The sequence below is a fragment of the Parasphingorhabdus litoris DSM 22379 genome, from assembly GCF_020906275.1.
Classification (GTDB): domain Bacteria; phylum Pseudomonadota; class Alphaproteobacteria; order Sphingomonadales; family Sphingomonadaceae; genus Parasphingorhabdus; species Parasphingorhabdus litoris.
This window is the reverse complement of record NZ_CP086727.1, coordinates 3,046,539-3,062,897: the sequence shown is the minus strand read 5'-3', so window position 1 is coordinate 3,062,897 and position 16,359 is coordinate 3,046,539. Positions and strand designations below refer to the sequence as shown.

At 56.9% G+C, this 16,359-nt stretch carries 15 protein-coding genes; 6 read left to right on the top strand and 9 right to left on the bottom strand.

Going from position 1 to position 16,359, the window contains the following annotated elements; genetic code table 11:
* Positions 1 to 22: 22 nt before the first annotated feature.
* On the top strand, positions 23 to 1,138 hold the full coding sequence (locus BS29_RS14905; RefSeq protein WP_229954427.1) for a hypothetical protein: 1,116 nt from the start codon (positions 23 to 25) through the stop codon (positions 1,136 to 1,138).
* A 181-nt stretch (positions 1,139 to 1,319) separates the two neighbouring features.
* Here BS29_RS14905 and BS29_RS14900 read toward each other — a convergent pair whose 3' ends face one another.
* From BS29_RS14900 to BS29_RS14865, 8 genes are all read right to left on the bottom strand, one after another.
* A complete protein-coding gene (locus BS29_RS14900) occupies positions 1,320 to 1,766 on the bottom strand; it encodes an HK97 family phage prohead protease (protein WP_229954426.1) in 447 nt (148 codons plus the stop codon).
* Positions 1,763 to 2,071 (bottom strand): DUF6127 family protein, encoded by a 309-nt coding sequence (locus BS29_RS14895; protein ID WP_229954425.1) that lies wholly within the window; start codon positions 2,069 to 2,071, stop codon positions 1,763 to 1,765. Before BS29_RS14895 ends, BS29_RS14900 begins: the two co-directional genes overlap by 4 nt.
* Positions 2,072 to 2,570: 499 nt before the next feature.
* Positions 2,571 to 3,707: a phage portal protein gene (locus BS29_RS14890; protein WP_229954424.1), complete on the bottom strand. Its 1,137-nt coding sequence runs from the start codon at positions 3,705 to 3,707 to the stop codon at positions 2,571 to 2,573.
* Positions 3,708 to 3,831: 124 nt separating this feature from the next.
* Positions 3,832 to 5,166 carry a DNA-packaging protein gene (locus BS29_RS14885; RefSeq protein WP_229954423.1) on the bottom strand — a complete coding sequence of 445 codons (1,335 nt, stop codon included), beginning with the start codon at positions 5,164 to 5,166 and terminating at the stop codon, positions 3,832 to 3,834.
* Positions 5,156 to 5,824: a hypothetical protein gene (locus tag BS29_RS14880; RefSeq protein WP_229954422.1), complete on the bottom strand. Its 669-nt coding sequence runs from the start codon at positions 5,822 to 5,824 to the stop codon at positions 5,156 to 5,158. Before BS29_RS14880 ends, BS29_RS14885 begins: the two co-directional genes overlap by 11 nt.
* Positions 5,825 to 5,944: 120 nt before the next feature.
* The gene (locus tag BS29_RS14875; RefSeq protein ID WP_229954421.1) at positions 5,945 to 7,276 is read right to left on the bottom strand and encodes an ABC1 kinase family protein; all 1,332 of its coding nucleotides are present in this window, start codon (positions 7,274 to 7,276) and stop codon (positions 5,945 to 5,947) included.
* Positions 7,277 to 7,279: 3 nt separating this feature from the next.
* On the bottom strand, positions 7,280 to 7,777 hold the full coding sequence (locus tag BS29_RS14870) for a DUF427 domain-containing protein (protein ID WP_407673716.1): 498 nt from the start codon (positions 7,775 to 7,777) through the stop codon (positions 7,280 to 7,282).
* On the bottom strand, positions 7,758 to 8,132 hold the full coding sequence (locus BS29_RS14865) for a thiol-disulfide oxidoreductase DCC family protein (protein WP_229954420.1): 375 nt from the start codon (positions 8,130 to 8,132) through the stop codon (positions 7,758 to 7,760). Before BS29_RS14865 ends, BS29_RS14870 begins: the two co-directional genes overlap by 20 nt.
* Positions 8,133 to 8,270: 138 nt before the next feature.
* Here BS29_RS14865 and BS29_RS14860 point away from each other — a divergent pair, with 138 nt between their 5' ends.
* On the top strand, positions 8,271 to 9,206 hold the full coding sequence (locus BS29_RS14860) for an NAD(P)/FAD-dependent oxidoreductase (protein WP_229954419.1): 936 nt from the start codon (positions 8,271 to 8,273) through the stop codon (positions 9,204 to 9,206).
* A 32-nt stretch (positions 9,207 to 9,238) separates the two neighbouring features.
* On the opposite strand, the gene BS29_RS14855 is transcribed toward BS29_RS14860, so the two are convergent.
* Complete coding sequence (locus tag BS29_RS14855) at positions 9,239 to 10,039, bottom strand: Rossmann-fold NAD(P)-binding domain-containing protein (protein WP_229954418.1); 801 nt, start codon at positions 10,037 to 10,039, stop codon at positions 9,239 to 9,241.
* Between the two features lie 94 nt (positions 10,040 to 10,133).
* On the opposite strand from BS29_RS14855, the gene pepN reads away from it, so the two are divergent.
* From pepN to BS29_RS14835, 4 genes are read left to right on the top strand one after another with little or no spacing between them, the layout of a single operon-like run.
* On the top strand, positions 10,134 to 12,746 hold the full coding sequence (gene pepN / locus BS29_RS14850; RefSeq protein WP_229954417.1) for an aminopeptidase N: 2,613 nt from the start codon (positions 10,134 to 10,136) through the stop codon (positions 12,744 to 12,746).
* Positions 12,739 to 13,521: a peptidoglycan editing factor PgeF gene (gene pgeF / locus BS29_RS14845; protein WP_229954416.1), complete on the top strand. Its 783-nt coding sequence runs from the start codon at positions 12,739 to 12,741 to the stop codon at positions 13,519 to 13,521. Before pepN ends, pgeF begins: the two co-directional genes overlap by 8 nt.
* Positions 13,522 to 13,562: 41 nt before the next feature.
* Positions 13,563 to 14,969 carry an SLC13 family permease gene (locus BS29_RS14840; RefSeq protein ID WP_229954415.1) on the top strand — a complete coding sequence of 469 codons (1,407 nt, stop codon included), beginning with the start codon at positions 13,563 to 13,565 and terminating at the stop codon, positions 14,967 to 14,969.
* 49 nt (positions 14,970 to 15,018) lie between these two features.
* Positions 15,019 to 16,344 (top strand): cystathionine gamma-synthase family protein, encoded by a 1,326-nt coding sequence (locus tag BS29_RS14835; RefSeq protein WP_407673715.1) that lies wholly within the window; start codon positions 15,019 to 15,021, stop codon positions 16,342 to 16,344.
* The last annotated feature ends 15 nt before the right edge of the window (positions 16,345 to 16,359 follow it).

Below are 16,359 nucleotides of genomic sequence, written 5' to 3'. Positions count from 1 at the left end.
CTGCGGCTATAGCCATGGGCCCATGCATTATCTGAACCGCTTGGCAGCGCTGGCTGCTCTCTTCCTGATCGCAATTTTTCCAGCGGCTCCCTTGGCCGCACAAACCGACAAGCCGGCCCCGCAACAAGCGGCGACACCGTCGCCCAATGCGACTGTGGTCATTCCGCGACCGCGCCGTCCGCCGAACAAGATGCTCAGCTATGACATTCCACTCGAGAAGCGCAGCGACCTTTCAGACTGCGCCAGCCGCGACAAGCGGTCGATCGAATTTGTTGCCAAAAACTGCTGGCCGGTCCTGCAAGCCTATAAGACGCTGATCCGGCTGCGCGGTGCCAGCAGGTCGGCCATTGCCAAGCACGAACGTCAGGCGCCCGATGCCATAGCCACCAAAAACCGCGCGCTGGCTTTGGCCAAACAGCTTCATTCACAACATGCGGACGGCCGCTGGCCGATGCAAAGCCAAGTCGCGCAAATGGGCTATCCGTTGTTGATCAATATGCTGAAAGCATTTGACGATGATGAGGCCGCCATCGCTGCCCATAGCGACTATATTGCGCTGCAGGGACGCACCCTGATGAACAATCCGACATTCCTGCGCGGCTATCTCTATAAAGACAAAAGCGAATATCTCCTCCAATTGGGACGCCGTGATGAAGCGCTGGCCAATTTCACCGCTGCAACCGCGCTTGCCGACCGCGAGCCGATCGACATGATATCCAATGTCGAACATGCCGAACTGATTGCCTATGACGCGATTATCGCGAAAGACGAGGATCGCGCGCTCACCGCCATCAATATGTTCCTAGACAAAACAGAGCGCCACAGTCGCCATCAAGATTTGGTCTATTATCCGATCCGGATTCTCAAAATCTACATATTGGCAGGCCGGAAAGATTATGATGGCGTACTGGCCGAGTTAAAGACTTTCAACAGCCTGTCGCGCCGCAATTTGTGCCAGCAAGACGAACAAAATGAATTTTACTTTCCGCAGGTTGTCTCTCCGACCCAAAGCGATCCGCGTATCGCCGCTGAGCTGAAAGAGTTCGGCTGCAGTGCGGCGATTATTGCCGGACTGGATGCCAATATGGCCAATGGTGTGCCGGCTTCGGAAGGGGTCAAACCGCTGCCGCCGCGTTAGTAGGTATTTTTTGTTTGACCTCAGACGCCGGGCGGCGACATCCGTCGCCTTGGCTACGCGCCAATAAGGCGCGGCGGCCGGTCGGCCTTGCCTCGCTGCGCTCGGACGATGCTCTTGGACGTTGCCGAGAAGGTCGCGCTGTTCCGAGCGCAGCGAGGCAAGCGCGACCGCGCGCCCGAGCTTATGCGAGGATAGCCAAGCGGGCGGAGGCCCGCGCCCGGCGCTTGAGGTCCAATAAACAATGCACCCGAGCCAGTGGTTGCATCGGAGAGGTTACGAGCGATATTTCCGCGACGTCGAGATTGCATAGCTCTCTGGGCCGCTGTCCGATCGCCTGCTTCACGCGATAGCCAAAGCTCAGCCCCTTTACCGCACCATCGGTAAGCATCGCTGCTGCTTCGCGTCCCGCTCTTGTCGTGGTCAACAAATTGCCGATCACCCTGAGGCCGCGCTCGTCTTCGTGGGCATAAGTAATTGTACCGATACGTTTTTCCGGGCTGTGTTGCCAAAGCAGCGGCAGCGACTGTCCTTTGGCCAGTGTCCCGAAGGCACCGGGCCGGATAATGTCACCGCCCTTGTCGATGCGGTTGAAGATCGCGGCATAGCCAGCAAAGCGGATCACGCTCATGTAACCAAGTTCCCGAAACCGAAGCGCATAGCGATGCCGATCAACAGCAGCGCCAGCGCGCCGCGAATGACCCAGGTTATCGCCGCTTTCCACGCGCTCGCCTTGGCATCACGCCAGGCACGCAAGAGTTCGCGCAACTCGTCGAGATCATCCTGTGCCTTGTGATCGGCGAGACCCAGCCGGTCGAGCACGCGTGCCGCGCCGCTATCGGTCGCTTCCTCCACTATCGCGCGAAGCGTGACCAAATCCGCCCCATCGCCTTCCGCCTGCGCCACGAGGCGGGCGAGCATTTCTTCGTTTTGCATAATTTGGGTTTCCTTTTTCTGACCTCAGGCGCCGGGCGCGGGCCTCCGCCCGCTTGGCTTTCCTCGCAAAAGCGAGCCTATATTATTTGGCGCGCGGTCGCGCTTGCCTCCGCTTCGCTTCGGATCAGCGCGACCTTCTACGAAACGTCAAAGAGCATCGTCCGAGCACAGCGAGGCAAGGCCGACCGGCCGCCGCGCCGTATGGCGCGATAGCCAAGGGCACGGATGTGCCCGCCCGGCGCTTGAGGTTCAATAAAGACTCCTCCCCGCGCCCGGCGCCTGAGGTTAAATAAAGACGCGGTTAAATAAACAACTCCTCTCCCCTTGAGGGAGAGGAAAGTGAAGCTTGCGGCTCTGGGCTTGTCCAGGGGCGCTAGCGAAACTTGGAGAGGGGTGGGCGGCACAGATAAAGGTCTGCGATTGTCGCTGCCCCCTCTCTAAGACTTGCTAGGCAGCAAGCTGCCAAGCCAAGTCTTTTCTCTCCCTCAAGGGGAGAGAACTATAATCCCAAAATTTCCCGCTTCTCCTCAGGCGACAGAAAATCCGCCCCGCTCACTTGGTTCCACAGCCGTTCCCGATCTTCGGACAGCGCGGGTATCTGATCGCGATCGATGGTAAGTTTTGCATCGGGCCACCACAGGCGCAGACCGCCAGCCAGTCCGTCCAAAATCTTGCCCGCCAGCGGCAATATGGTAAGCCGCCACAGCGCGCGATTGGCTTCTTTATAGTTCGCATAGCTATTATCCCCCGGCAGCCCGAGCAGCATTGGCGGGACGCCGAAAGCCAGCGCGATCTCCCGGGCAGCGGCGGCTTTCAACGCAACGAAATCCATGTCCGCCGGCGTCATGCTCATCGATTGCCACTTCAGGCCGCCTTCGAGCAGCATCGGCCGTCCGGCATTGCCGGAACCGGCAAAGCTTGCCTCCATCTCGGCCTTCAACCGATCAAACTGGTCCGCCGACAAGACCGACCCATCCGGCCCGGGATCAAATACCAAAGCGCCAGACGGACGCGCGGCATTGTCGAGCAGCGCCTTGTTCCACTGCGCCGCCGAATTATGCACCGCCACCGCCTTGGCCGCCGCGCCGAGACAGCCGAGGCCATAGTGGTCATCGGTCGGGTGAAAGGCTTTGATATGGATGATCGCGGGGCGCTCCCTTTCATCCTGTGCCGCTATCCGGGTCTGATGTTCGCCCGCACGATAGACATAAGCAACCGGCCAGCCTTTGGTATCGGATTCAATCGTGATCCGGTCGGGCCGCAGCGCGAAAAGCTCGGCAGGCTGATCCTCGGCACCGCATATGAGCTGCACATAGGCATTGCCGTGCAAGAGCAGATGCGCAGCGATGGTTTCGAGCAGGGACTGGCCGGCGCTGGCGGCGTTGATGAGCGATGTGAGCGCGTCATCCATCGGTGCAAGCGGCGCCCCGCCGACGCCTTCCGCGACAATCCGCACAGCGCGCTGCGCAACCGCGTTGCTGACATAAGCCTCGCGGACCTGGCCCTCATAAGAAAAAGGCGCCTCGCCGGTAAAGGAAGCACCGCCATAGGTGCCGATATAGCTGCGCCCCAAAGGCGGCCGTGTTTGCTGCCCACCGCCCTTGAAGGCGAGGGTTAGGTTTTGCCAAAATGTCATCTTATTTCCTTGTTATATTTCCGCGCTGCCGTGCTCCGCACTTGATGCGGAGCCTGGGATGGCTGTCACGCCCGTCTACCCTGGGCTCCGCATCAAGTGCGGAGCACAAAACTCTAACTTCACCCTAAACCCGCACGCGCGGTTCGCGCCTCTTGCCGAGCATTAATTCCGTCAGCGCATATACCAGCGCATCGGCGCGATCCGGTGATCGCCCCGGGCCTTCATAACCGCCACCGATTAGCAGCCCGCACAGCTCGTCCTCAAGGCGCGGAAAAGCGCCCGCATGCAGCACCCGTCCCGCTTCATACAGCGCCGCGACCGGTTCTGCCCGGGCGACCTTGCCGCGCGAGGCATGTACCAACCGAACGGGCAAAGAAATGTCCGCCGCTTGCAGGACCGACTTCACCATCGCGCCGCCCTGATTGGCCTCGGCAATCACCCGGTCGGCGCTCCATTTGCGCGCCGCTTTTGCAACCGCTCGTGCCCATGTTTCCGGGCTGGCTTTGGCAACGCTATCATCGGCCAGGATCACGGCTTTTTTATCCCTGCGCAAGCCAGCGACGATGATTCCGCAGGCGTCTCCGTTCTGGGAAGCGGGTGGATCAACACCGATGACAATGCGTTCGGTCTGGCTGGCTTCGTTAGGATCAACCCTCGAATCCTCCAGCATCGCCCGTGTCCACAAAGCGCCTTCCAGCTCCTCAATCAGCTCCCCGTCCAGTTCCTGTCGTCCCAGCCGGGTTCCACCATAGTCCGCTTCCATGACCTTGATGAACGCGCCGGGCAGGTTCGCGACATTATCCTTGGTGCTGCCGCGCGTGATGACCGTGCCGCGATCGCCGACCAGTGATCGCACCAGCGGCACTGGCCTGGGCGTTGTCGTGGCGGTAATTTTCGGCGCTTGGCCAAGCCGCAATCCCATTTTCAGATTGTCCCACGCCGCCAGCGCTTGCCCGCTATTGTTCGGCCATTTGGCGATTTCGTCGCACCAGCTATGGCTATGTTGCGGCCCGCGCAGCCCTTCCGGTTCTGCGGCTGAATAGAGATAGGCTTCCGCTCCGCCCGGCCAGCGCAGGCGTTTCAGCGACGGCTCCCATTGCGGCCGGGTCTTCGCAGGCGCAATTGACAGCAGGCCGCTTTCTCCTTCGACCATCACCATCCGCGCTTCAGCAAAATTGGCCCCGATCAGTGCGAAGCGCGCGCTGCCATCGGCCTCAGCAATTTCACGGACCCATTCGGCGCCGGCCCTGGTTTTGCCAAAGCCTCTGCCGGCCATGATCATCCACACCGTCCAGTCACCGGCAGGCGCCAATTGCTCCTTGCGCGCCCATTTGTGCCAGCTCGCTTCATATTCAAGGCGATGGTGCGCTCCCAATGCGTCCAGAAAGAACGCGCGAGATTTGTCATCCAGCCGGTTAATCTGTTGCGCGGTGATTACATCACGATCATCATGCTCCATGCACGGCACCATTCCTTTCGCCGTGATTGGGCTTTTTTCCGGCCAGCTTCTTACGCCGTTTTTCCGCCTGAAAAGCGCGCAACCGCACGTTGATCTTCTTCAGTTTTTCATCCAGCGTGTCGTGCACGGTTTCCGGTTCTGCGGCCGCCTCTGCCTGTGCCGCACGGACCATTGCCACAGTTTCCTTGTGCAAGCGCAGCAGTTGCAGCGCCATTCTGTGGTCATAGTCGCGCACTGTCTCGACATGCTTGCCATGATAGAAAATCTTGCGCTCCACGCCTTGCCGGGCGCGCTCCAGCATTTCCATTTCCAGCAGCGCATATCCCTCTGCCAGCGCCTTCAACCAGGCAGCGGCAAAATCGGGATCATTTTGTTGCCACAGATATAAAGTGGAATTGGGAATGCCAGCCACCTTCGCCGATTGCTTGATACTTGACGTGATTGCCAGCTGCTCCAGAAAGACAGCCTGTTTGGCCGCCTTATGCTCTGCACGCGGATTGTGCGGCCTCTCGGTCTGTTTCGGGGATTGTTGTTTCCTGTTTCGCTCTGCTTCAGACATATCTATCCTCCCGCCCGGATCGCGGACGTTAAAATGGGGCTGCGCGCTGAAATATCCGGCAACCCGAAAGCGGGCCTTGCCGACAGTCCAGAGCCGCATGGCCCGAATCACGATTTCTTGATGTTCTTGTTATGTACCGAAACAGCGTGAAAATGTCAAGCCATTTTTACCTATATGGTTATTTTTCATGAGAGCCGATTGGCATTTTGTCTTCAGTCGCTAACCCAGATCCAGATATTCACTCACGATGGCGCGCACATCTATCTTGGCTTTCAGGCGCGCTGCGAGCAGTGCTGTTCCGCTGATTTTTCTTTGAATGAAGAGCAGGTCAGTGGGCGGAATGTGCCATGCGGTTTTATCGGCTGCAACGTCCATACCTTCATCGCTCAAGGCCTCGACGAAGCTGCGATCGCTAAAGTCAAACAGGCCGGGCTGGTTCAGTTCACCAAGGATGATATCGATCATGCGGTCAATGCGGGGACGGTGCTTGGCAACGGCGGTTTCGCTCACAAATCCAGCGGCAAGGGCCGCTTTGCGGACAGCGTCGCGATCACCGTTAAACGCGGCCTCAATCAACCTTTTATAGGCTTTGGCAATATCAGGTCGGACGGGCCGCGTCGCACCAAAGTCCAGCAATATCAGCTTCCCCGTGTCCGGCTGATAGCGGTAATTGGCAAAATTGGGATCCGATTGGATGACGCCGAATTCGAATATCTCGCGCAGCACAAGCTGAAACAGCAGGTGCATCGTGGCGTCCCGGGTTTCTTGCGGCGCGTCGACCAATGTCTCAATCGCCTTGCCGTCGACAAAGCTCATGGCCAGGACACGATCAGTGGTGAACTCTTCATCGAGCACGGGGATGATATAGTCCGATGAACCGGCAAGCAGCGTGCCGAAGCGCGTGAGATATTCACCCTCGCGGCGGTAATCGGCTTCCTCATGCAATTGCTTCTTCGCCTCGGCCAGCAGCGGACCGATATCCAGCTCGCGCGGCAAGAGATTGGATATTTTCAGCAAGGCAGCGACATTGTCGACGTCGGCATCAATGCTTTCCTGAACACCGGGATATTGGACTTTGATCGCAAGATCGCGCCCATCAGCGGGCATGGCGCGATGCACCTGCCCGATAGAAGCGGCTGCAATCGGGGTTGCACCGAAATGGGAAAAGCGTTTTCGCCAGTTCTGTCCCCATTGTTCCGCCAGAACCTTTTGTAGCTGCTGCGGCGGCATGCGATGAGCGTTCTGACGCAGTTTTGCCATGATTTCAGCGAGTTCGGGCGGCAGCATATCCCCGGCATCCATGGAGATCATCTGCCCCAGTTTCATCGCCGCGCCGCGCAGATGCGACAGTCGATCGGCAACCCTTGAAACATTGCCGGGCGTGAGCATCATGTCCCGTACCGCAGGCCTTTCCCCATTGGCGAGCCGGCGCGCGCCTTCGGCCATCATGCCGCCAGCAACACCTCCGGCCAGCCGTCCAAATTGACTGAACCGGGACAAGCGACCACGCGGCACCGAGCGGCTTTTGGGGTCGCCCTTATCTCTTGCCATTGCTCACCACCCTCTGCTGCCTGGAATACCTTTGAAAGGACCTGCCAGCTTGCTGGTGATCCAGCCACCATAAAATGCACCCGGCTGCGGCGTTACCGTTTCTCCGTCAACCGAGCAGCGATCAAATGGCGCAGCATAAAATGCAACATGGTCGCGCAACATGGCGAAAGTTTCGCTGGGATTGGGGTAGCTCCAACCAACCTGCGGCAACCGGATGTCACCAATCACCACATCCCAATAGGTGGCTGATCCTTTCCATTCGCAAAAGGAACTGCCCTCCGCTCGGTGCAGCACGCCCGGCATTATGTCTTGCGGAGCGATGTAATAGCTCGGCGGGTGGCTGGTTTCGAGCGTGCGAATGCTTGACTGTGTGTTGGCGATCACCACGCCGTGATGTTCGATCATGATCCGGGATGCGCACGGTTCTGCGATAGCCGGGCGCGGATAATCCCAGACGCTTTCTTGCCCTTCGCGAACTGGATCAGGCTTTGGTCTGATCATGATTTTTCCTTCCACCAACCAGTTTTTGCAAGTGCGGCCGGACATGCAGAAACAGGTTATATAGTCGCTCCAGCAGATTTAAAATCCAGGACTGTTTGGCCGCTAGCCCAAGCGGGTGTAGCAGCGGTATTGCGCGCCACATGGCTGCAAAAGCCGCCGCACCGGAATGGAGTGTACCTTTTTCCGATGCATGGAAGCGTGTCATCATCAATTTGCGGTCCACCGGGCAGGGTGTTTCAAAACGCATAAGGTCGATAAATTCAATGGCGTTATTTCTGTCCAGGCGTTTCATCAACGCAATTTCTCTCACACATAAGGGGCAGCTGCCGTCATACCAGACTGTAACTTCGGCCATTTTCACATACTCGTTCTTTGGGACATATTGCCCGGTCGCTGATAGTTGTTAAAGGCCCGGTTCCGGGATTAACAAACCATCAAAAAGCGGCATAGGCCGTCTTGCTTGGGCAGCGCCATACGGCTGAAAGACATAATTATGAAAATCGCCATTATCGGTTCCGGACTATCCGGCCTTGCCTGTGCCGACCATTTACGGGCCGCGGGGCATGAGATTGCACTGTTCGACAAAGCCCGCGGCCCGGGCGGCAGAATGTCTACCCGGCGTATGGCAAGCGCTATCGGAGACATAAGTTTTGATCATGGCGCACAATATTTCACTGCCCGCGATCCGGCCTTTGTTTCGATTGTACGCGAGTGGGAAAAAAGTGGCGTTGCCGGGCGCTGGCCAGTCGCGGGTGATGAAGCGTGGGTAGGTGTGCCAGCCATGAACGCGCCGATAAAGGCGCTTGCGGCAGGGCATAATGTCACTTGGTCAACGCGGATCATCAAGATGGTCAAGGCGGATGCTGGTTGGCAATTGCAGACGGACGATGGTTTGATTGATACAGTTTTTGATCAGGTGATATGTGCCATTCCCGCGGAACAGGCGGCTGATCTTTTGTTACCGTGGGAACCCAATTTTGCGAGTATTGCCTCTGCCACCCTTTCCGACCCCTGTTGGACATTGATGCTGGCTTTTGATCAGCCTTCAGGAATAGCCGATCCGATATTTCGCGATGACGTGACCATTGGTTGGGCGGCGCGCAACTCTGATAAGCCCGGTCGAGACGGACCGGAAACATGGGTTGTTCAGGCGTCACCGGAGTGGTCCAGAGTACATTTGGAAGACAGCCCAGAAGATGTGACTGCGGCCTTGTCCGATCATTTTGCGGAACTGGCCGGCGTTTCCCTCCCGCCCCCGTTGGTCGTTTCGGCGCATCGCTGGCGCTATGCGCGATCGGGCCGTACAGATTCCAGCGCGCTGTATAGCGATGAGCACAAGCTTGGGGTTTGTGGCGACTGGATGATTGGGCCTCGTATCGAATGTGCGTGGCTGTCGGGCAGGGCGCTCGCCCAGATGATATTGGCTTGATCGCTGCCATAGCGGTAGAAACCTATGCGCGGCTATTCAACCAGCCCGGCCATGCCCGATTTATAGTCGGGATATATGGGCTTCCAGTGCAGCAGCCTTTTTGCTTTGCCATTCGCTACCCGGCGGTTTTCCTCATAAAATCCCAAGGCGGAAGCGGACAGATCAGCGTCTTCGAGGGACAATAATGGAGGCGGAACAACACCGATGAGCCGCGCTGCATGGGCGATAACGTCATGCTGCGGTGCCGGGAGGTCGTCGGCTATATTGTAGGCACCCGCCGGACCGTCGAAAGAGGCGATGATCGCCGCAACAATATCATCGACATGGATGCGGCTGAAAACCTGGCCAGGCACATCAATCCGCTTGGCTCTGCCCTGCTGCACGCGGGTTATCGGGTTGCGGCCCGGACCATAGATGCCGGGAAGGCGCAGCACTCGAACATCATCGCGCAGCGCCTGCCAGCCCAAATCAGCGCGGCTGCGGGCTTTGCGCCGTCCGGAACCAATGGGTGCGCTTTCGTCAACCCATGCGCCTTTAACGTCTCCATAAACTCCGGTTGAAGAGAGATAGCCTGTCCATTGCAGTGATGCGGTTTTGATATTGTCACCGTAACGATCGAGCACCGGTTCTGCGCCATTGCGGTCCGGTGGGACCGACGAGATGATATGAGTTGCCTCATCAATGGCCGCTCGAACTTCGGCTTCACTGTCAAACGCAATGGCGCCGTCAGAAGCCTCTCGCCGCGTGCCGGTAACTTGCCAGCCGTCGCTGCGCAATCTCTCGGCAAGGCGCTTTGTTGTGTAGCCGAGTCCAAAAATCAGCAAGTGCGGCATGAGGTCGTGATTTCCTATCGATGGGCAGTGGGCGCGGTCGTTCAACCATAAACGCAATTGCGCGGGGTGCAAATGGCTCTTATGGCATGAGGCTATGCCAGATATCCAAAAGACCGATGCAGCCATGCCTGCGACCCAGCCCACCATTATTCGCCGTGAAGATTATCGCCCTCCGGCCTGGTTCATTCCGTCAATCGCACTCGATTTTCAGCTCGGCCTGGATCACACGGTTGTCCACTCGCTGCTTGACGTGCGGCGTTCCAAATCGGCTAAATATGAAGAGCCTTTGCTTCTCGATGGTGACGGCTTGATCCCGACAGCGGTCAAGGTGGATGGAGAAGCATGGACCGATTGGCAGTTGATTGACGGAAATCTGCAATTGTCGCTACCGGGCACAGCTCATGAAGTGGAAATTACCGTCGAGATTGATCCATCGACTAATACACAGCTTATGGGCCTTTATGCTTCGCAGGATATGCTGTGTACGCAGTGCGAGGCAGAGGGCTTTCGCCGTATCACGTTTTTTCCGGATCGGCCCGATATATTGAGCCGTTATTCGGTGCGGATGGAAGGCGATAAGAAGACCTTTCCGGTCCTGCTGTGTAATGGCGACAAGGTGGCGGAAGGCGAAGTCGACAATGGTCGTCATTGGGCGCAGTGGAACGATCCCTGGCCCAAGCCCAGCTATTTGTTCGCATTGGTTGCCGGTGATCTGGTTGCAAACACGGACAGCTTCACCACCCGTTCTGGCAAACCGGTGGAGCTCAATATCTGGGTTCGCGACGGCGATTTGCCGCGCACCGGCCACGCGATGCAGGCGCTTAAAGATTCAATGCGCTGGGATGAAGAAGTCTATGGCCGCGAATATGATCTCGGGCTGTTTAACATCGTTGCCGTTAGTGATTTCAATATGGGGGCGATGGAAAACAAAGGCCTCAATATCTTCAATTCGCGCTACATATTGGCCGATCCTGAAGTGGCAACTGATGCCGATTTTGACGGCATTGAAGGGGTTGTCGCCCACGAATATTTTCACAATTGGTCAGGAAACCGTGTCACCTGCCGCGATTGGTTTCAACTGAGCCTGAAAGAGGGGTTCACTGTCTACCGCGACCAGAGTTTTTCGGCAGATATGGGCTCAGCTGCACTTAAGCGGATTGAAGATGTCCGTATCTTGCGGGCTGCCCAATTCCCTGAAGATGCCGGGCCATTGGCACACCCGATCCGCCCCGAAAGTTATCAGGAGATATCCAACTTCTACACGGCGACGGTTTATAACAAGGGCGCAGAGGTCATTCGAATGATGGCGACGTTGCTCGGTGCCGAGCGGTTTCGCAAGGGTACAGACCTTTATTTCGACCGCCATGATGGGGAAGCAGCGACATGTGAGGATTTTGTTGTTGCGATGGAAGACGGTGGTGAGATCGACCTTGGAAAATTTCGCGGCTGGTATCGCACGCCAGGCACGCCGCGCGTATCCGCGAAGCTGAGCCACAACCCGCAAACTGGCACGGCCAAGCTGGACCTGAAACAAAGTCTGTCCGCTAACGGTGCACCGCAGCAACCATCGGAAATGGTTATACCGATCAAAATCGCCTTGCTGGATCCAGTAACCGGTGCACATGAAGGTGAGCAACTCGTGACGCTCGACCAAGCGGCGCAGAGTTTTACTTTTGAAGGTCAGAAAGATCATCCAATCCTATCGATTAATCGCGGTTTCTCGGCCCCGATCATATTAGAGAGCAGTCGCACCGCTGAAGAACTTGCGTTTCTGTCATCCCATGATGATGATCCCTTTGCCCGTTTCGAGGCGATGCAGCAGTTGATGGCCAGTTATTTGGTCGCACAGGTGACTGGCACGCCGGCGGATCGCGATATCATTCTGCAGGCCATTGGTGCCGTCTTGGCAGATGACAAAATTGACCGCGCATTTCTAGCGGAATTGATCCAGCTGCCGAGCGAAGCATTTCTGGGCGATCAGATGATTGAGGTTGACCCGCAAACCATTCATGATGCGCGCGAAAAGTTGCGCGGCAAGATCGGTGTGCAGTTTGAACGCAAGTTCCGCCGCCTCTACAACCAATGCGAACCGGGTGCCTTTTCCCTCGATGCAGCAGCGCGGGCCGACCGGAAGCTGCGTAATGTAACACTTGGATATATTGCGGCATCGCAGGTGGAGGATGCAGCTGCACTAGCTTTTGACCAATATCGTGATGCCAATAATATGACCGCCATGCAGGGCGCGCTTGGCGTTTTGTCACATATGGATGCTGAAGAGCGGACCTGGGCGTTGGAAGATTTCTTCAAGCGATTCAAGGACAATGCCTTGGTTCTTGACAAGTGGTTCACGCTGCAGGCGATGTCACAGCGCAGCGATACGGTGAAACGAGTGGAGCGGCTAGCCAATCATCCCGAATTTACGCTTTCCAACCCTAATCGAGTGCGGGCGCTCTATGCTGGCTTTACCAATAATCAGGTTCGCTTTCACGACCCGTCTGGCAAAGGCTATCAGATGATTGCGGATATGGTGATTGAACTGGACGGTCAGAATCCGCAAACCGCAGCGCGCTTCATTCCGTCACTGGGTCGTTGGCGCCGTTTCGAGCGCGGCCGGTCGGACCTGATGCGGCTGGCTTTGGAGAAAATTGCCGGAGCGCCTAACCTGTCGAAAGATGTGTCGGAACAAGTGAGCAAGAGCCTTGCCTGAGCCAAGTCCATCGGCGGTGGATATCGCAACATCACCGCTCTTGGCAGGCTTGCCTCATGGCTTTCTTGGCCGCGCTGGCGGGTTATCAACAGGTATCTACGCAGGCCTTAATGTAGGTTTAGGCAGTGATGATGACCGTACCGCCATTCTCGAAAATCGCCAGCTTGCCAAAGCAGCGGTTTTGCCAGAAAGCAAACTTGTCACCCTGCATCAGGTGCACAGCGCGGATGTGGTTCCGGTGACCAAACCCTTCGCAATTGATGCCCGTCCTCATGTTGATGCGATGGTGACCGACACGCCGGGTCTGTTGCTGGGCATATTGACCGCAGATTGTGTGCCTGTGCTGTTTTGTGATTTATCGGCGCAGGTGGTTGGCGCGGCCCATGCCGGGTGGAAAGGGGCAATTGGCGGCGTCACCGACAATACCATTGCCGCGATGGAAAAACTCGGGGCTTCTCGGGACAATATCGCTTGTGCTATCGGGCCATGCATCGCGCAGGTCAGCTATGAAGTCGATGCGGGATTTCAAAAACGCTTCGTTGCGGAGACCTCCGACAATGCGCAATATTTTGCTGCCGGTAAGCCTGGTCATTTCCAATTCGACATTGAATCCTATGTGGCGGATCGTTTGGCGAGGGCAGGAATCACGCAAATCGATAAGTTGGGGCTGGACACTTATGCCAATGAGGATCGCTATTACAGCTATCGCCGTTCTTGCCATCGCAGCGAAGCGGGCTATGGTCGGCAAATATCGTTGATTGGACTGCGAGCTTAGCTTTATCCCTGCGCAGACAGGGGCGGGGAGGAAGATAGGACATGAACGCGCAGCGCGTCGGACTTTTTGCAGGCCTGGCGGTCTTTGTGACCATGCTATTGTCACCAGCCCCTGCTGCGATGAGTGTGCAAGCCTGGCATGTCGCTGCACTCACGATCCTGATGGCGACATGGTGGATGACACAAGCAGTACCGCTAACCGCAACCGCGCTGCTGCCGTTTCTTGCCTTGCCGGTCATGGATGTCATGAATGTTCGGGAAACCGCCAGCCAATATTATTCACCGATATTGTTCCTGATCCTGGGCGGAGCGTTTCTGGCGCTGGCGATCGAGCGGGTTGGTCTGCACAGACGGCTGGCGCTGGCGATTGTGAGCCTCTCTGGAAAGAGCGCCTGGGGCATATTATGCGCCTTCATGCTCGCCACGGCGCTGCTCAGCATGCTCATTTCCAACACCTCCTCAACGCTAATCATGATACCGATTGCCGTCGCCGTGCTGGTTGCCGGTGGGGTCAAGGATGGCGAGACGGAGGGGTTCGCCGGCGCACTGATCATGGGTGTTGCCTTTGCCGCCTCTATAGGTGGGCTTGGCACTTTGGTCGGCAGTCCGACCAATGCTATCGCAGCGGGTTTGATCAACAAGACTCTGGATATGGATATCGATTTTCTCAGCTGGCTGAGCTTTGGTCTGCCCATTGTGATTATTGGCTTGCCGGTCTGTGCGGCGATCCTGATCATGGTTCAGAAGGTTGGTAAAGACAGCTTTGACGGTGCAGGAGCACAGGCCGCGATCGGTTCGGCGGGTCCCTGGAGCTTGCCCGAAAAGCGCGTCGTTCCGGTCGTGGTCCTCGTTATGCTCGGCTGGTTGTTCCTTCCGCAGATCAAGACCGTGCTGCCAGAGGGCGCGGTGCATGATGGCAGCATCGCGATATTGGGCGGCTTGCTGCTGTTTATTCTGCCCGATGGCACAGGCCGTAAATTGCTCAATTGGGATGAAGCGGATCGCGCGCCTTGGGGCGTGATCATGATGTTTGGCGGCGGCCTGGCTCTGGCGGCTGGGATTATCGAGTCGGGTCTGGCCGACTGGTTGGGACTGGCGCTGTCGCCGCTGAAGTCCGTGCCGGTCATCGTGATTGCTATAGCGCTTGTTGCCTTGGTCATTCTTGTCACGGAATTTGCGTCCAATGTCGCCACGGCCAGCGGGATCATGCCCGTGGTCGCGAGCCTGATACTCGCCACCGGTGTAGATCCGGTCTTGCTCGCGATGCCAGCGGCGATGGCGGCGAGCTGGGGCTTCATGCTGCCTTCCGGTACGGGCCCTAACGCCATTGCCTGGTCAACCAATCATATCGAATTGCCGAAAATGCTAAAATCCGGTTTGTTGCTCGATATCGCGGGTATCCCGATCATTATCGGTTCGATCTGGATGGTTTCATTTGTAATCAGTTGAGTATTGAGGCATTAGCCTTCCAGCAAATTTCACGGTGGAGAGAAACCTGATGTCCGATCAAAATGATGACCCGATTGTACCCGTAACGCCGCGCCGAATGCCTAAGGCCCCGGTTGAGGAAATTGGTGGGCGCAAATTGAAGCCAGCGACATTGATGATGGGTCATGGCTATGATCCGGTGCTGTCCGAAGGTTCGCTGAAGCCACCGATTTTTCTAACCTCCACATTCGCTTTTGAAAATGCAGCGGCCGGCAAACGTCATTTTGAAGGGATTACTGGCAAGCGTCCTGGCGGTGCCGATGGTCTGGTCTATTCACGTTTTAACGGACCCAATCAGGAAATTCTGGAAGACCGGCTGAGTATCTGGGACGAGGCGGAAGATGCGCTTGTATTCTCCAGCGGTATGTCGGCCATCGCGACTATCTTGCTTGCCAACGTCAATCAGGGCGATGTCGTGGTGCACAGCGGACCACTTTATGCCGCCACCGAAACGCTGATAAACAAGATTCTGGGACGGTTTGGCGTGACCTTCATCGATTTTCCGGCAGGAGCGAGCCCCGCCGAGGTTTCGACTTTACTCGAACAAGCCAAGCAGCAAGCCGCAGAAAATGGCGGTAAGGTTGCGATTATCTATCTGGAAAGCCCGGCCAACCCAACCAATGCACTGGTCGATATCGAAGGCGTTGCCGATGCTCGCAACCAGGTTTTTGGCGACGATGCCGCGCCGCCAATTGCGATCGACAACACCTTCCTTGGCCCTTTGTGGCAGCAGCCGCTGAAACATGGTGCGGATATCGTCATCTACAGCCTGACCAAATATGTCGGCGGGCATAGCGATTTGGTCGCCGGTGGTGTCCTGGGATCTAAAGCCCATATGGATCCGATCCGGGCGATCCGGAATACGATCGGTACGATATGCGATCCCAATACCGCTTGGATGTTGATGCGCAGTCTCGAGACACTGGAACTGCGCATGACTCGCGCTGGTGAAAATGCTGAAAAAGTATGTGCTTTCCTGCGTGATCATCCAAAGGTCGAAGGGCTTGGCTATCTTGGTTTCATTTCCGATGCGTCACAGCAGGATATCTACGACCGCCATTGCAGCGGCGCGGGTTCGACCTTTTCGGTCTTTATCAAGGGCGGAGAGGCAGAAGCGTTCCGCTTTCTCGATTCCCTGAAAATTGCCAAACTGGCCGTCAGCTTGGGCGGAACCGAAACACTGGCGAGCCTGCCAGCGGCGATGACCCATTTGTCCGTGCCAGATGATCGCCGGGCGGCGCTTGGCATTACCGATAATCTGGTGCGTATTTCGATCGGTGTGGAAGATCCCGATGATCTGATCGCCGATTTCGAACAGGCACTGGAAACGGTTTGATGGTTTATTCCTCTC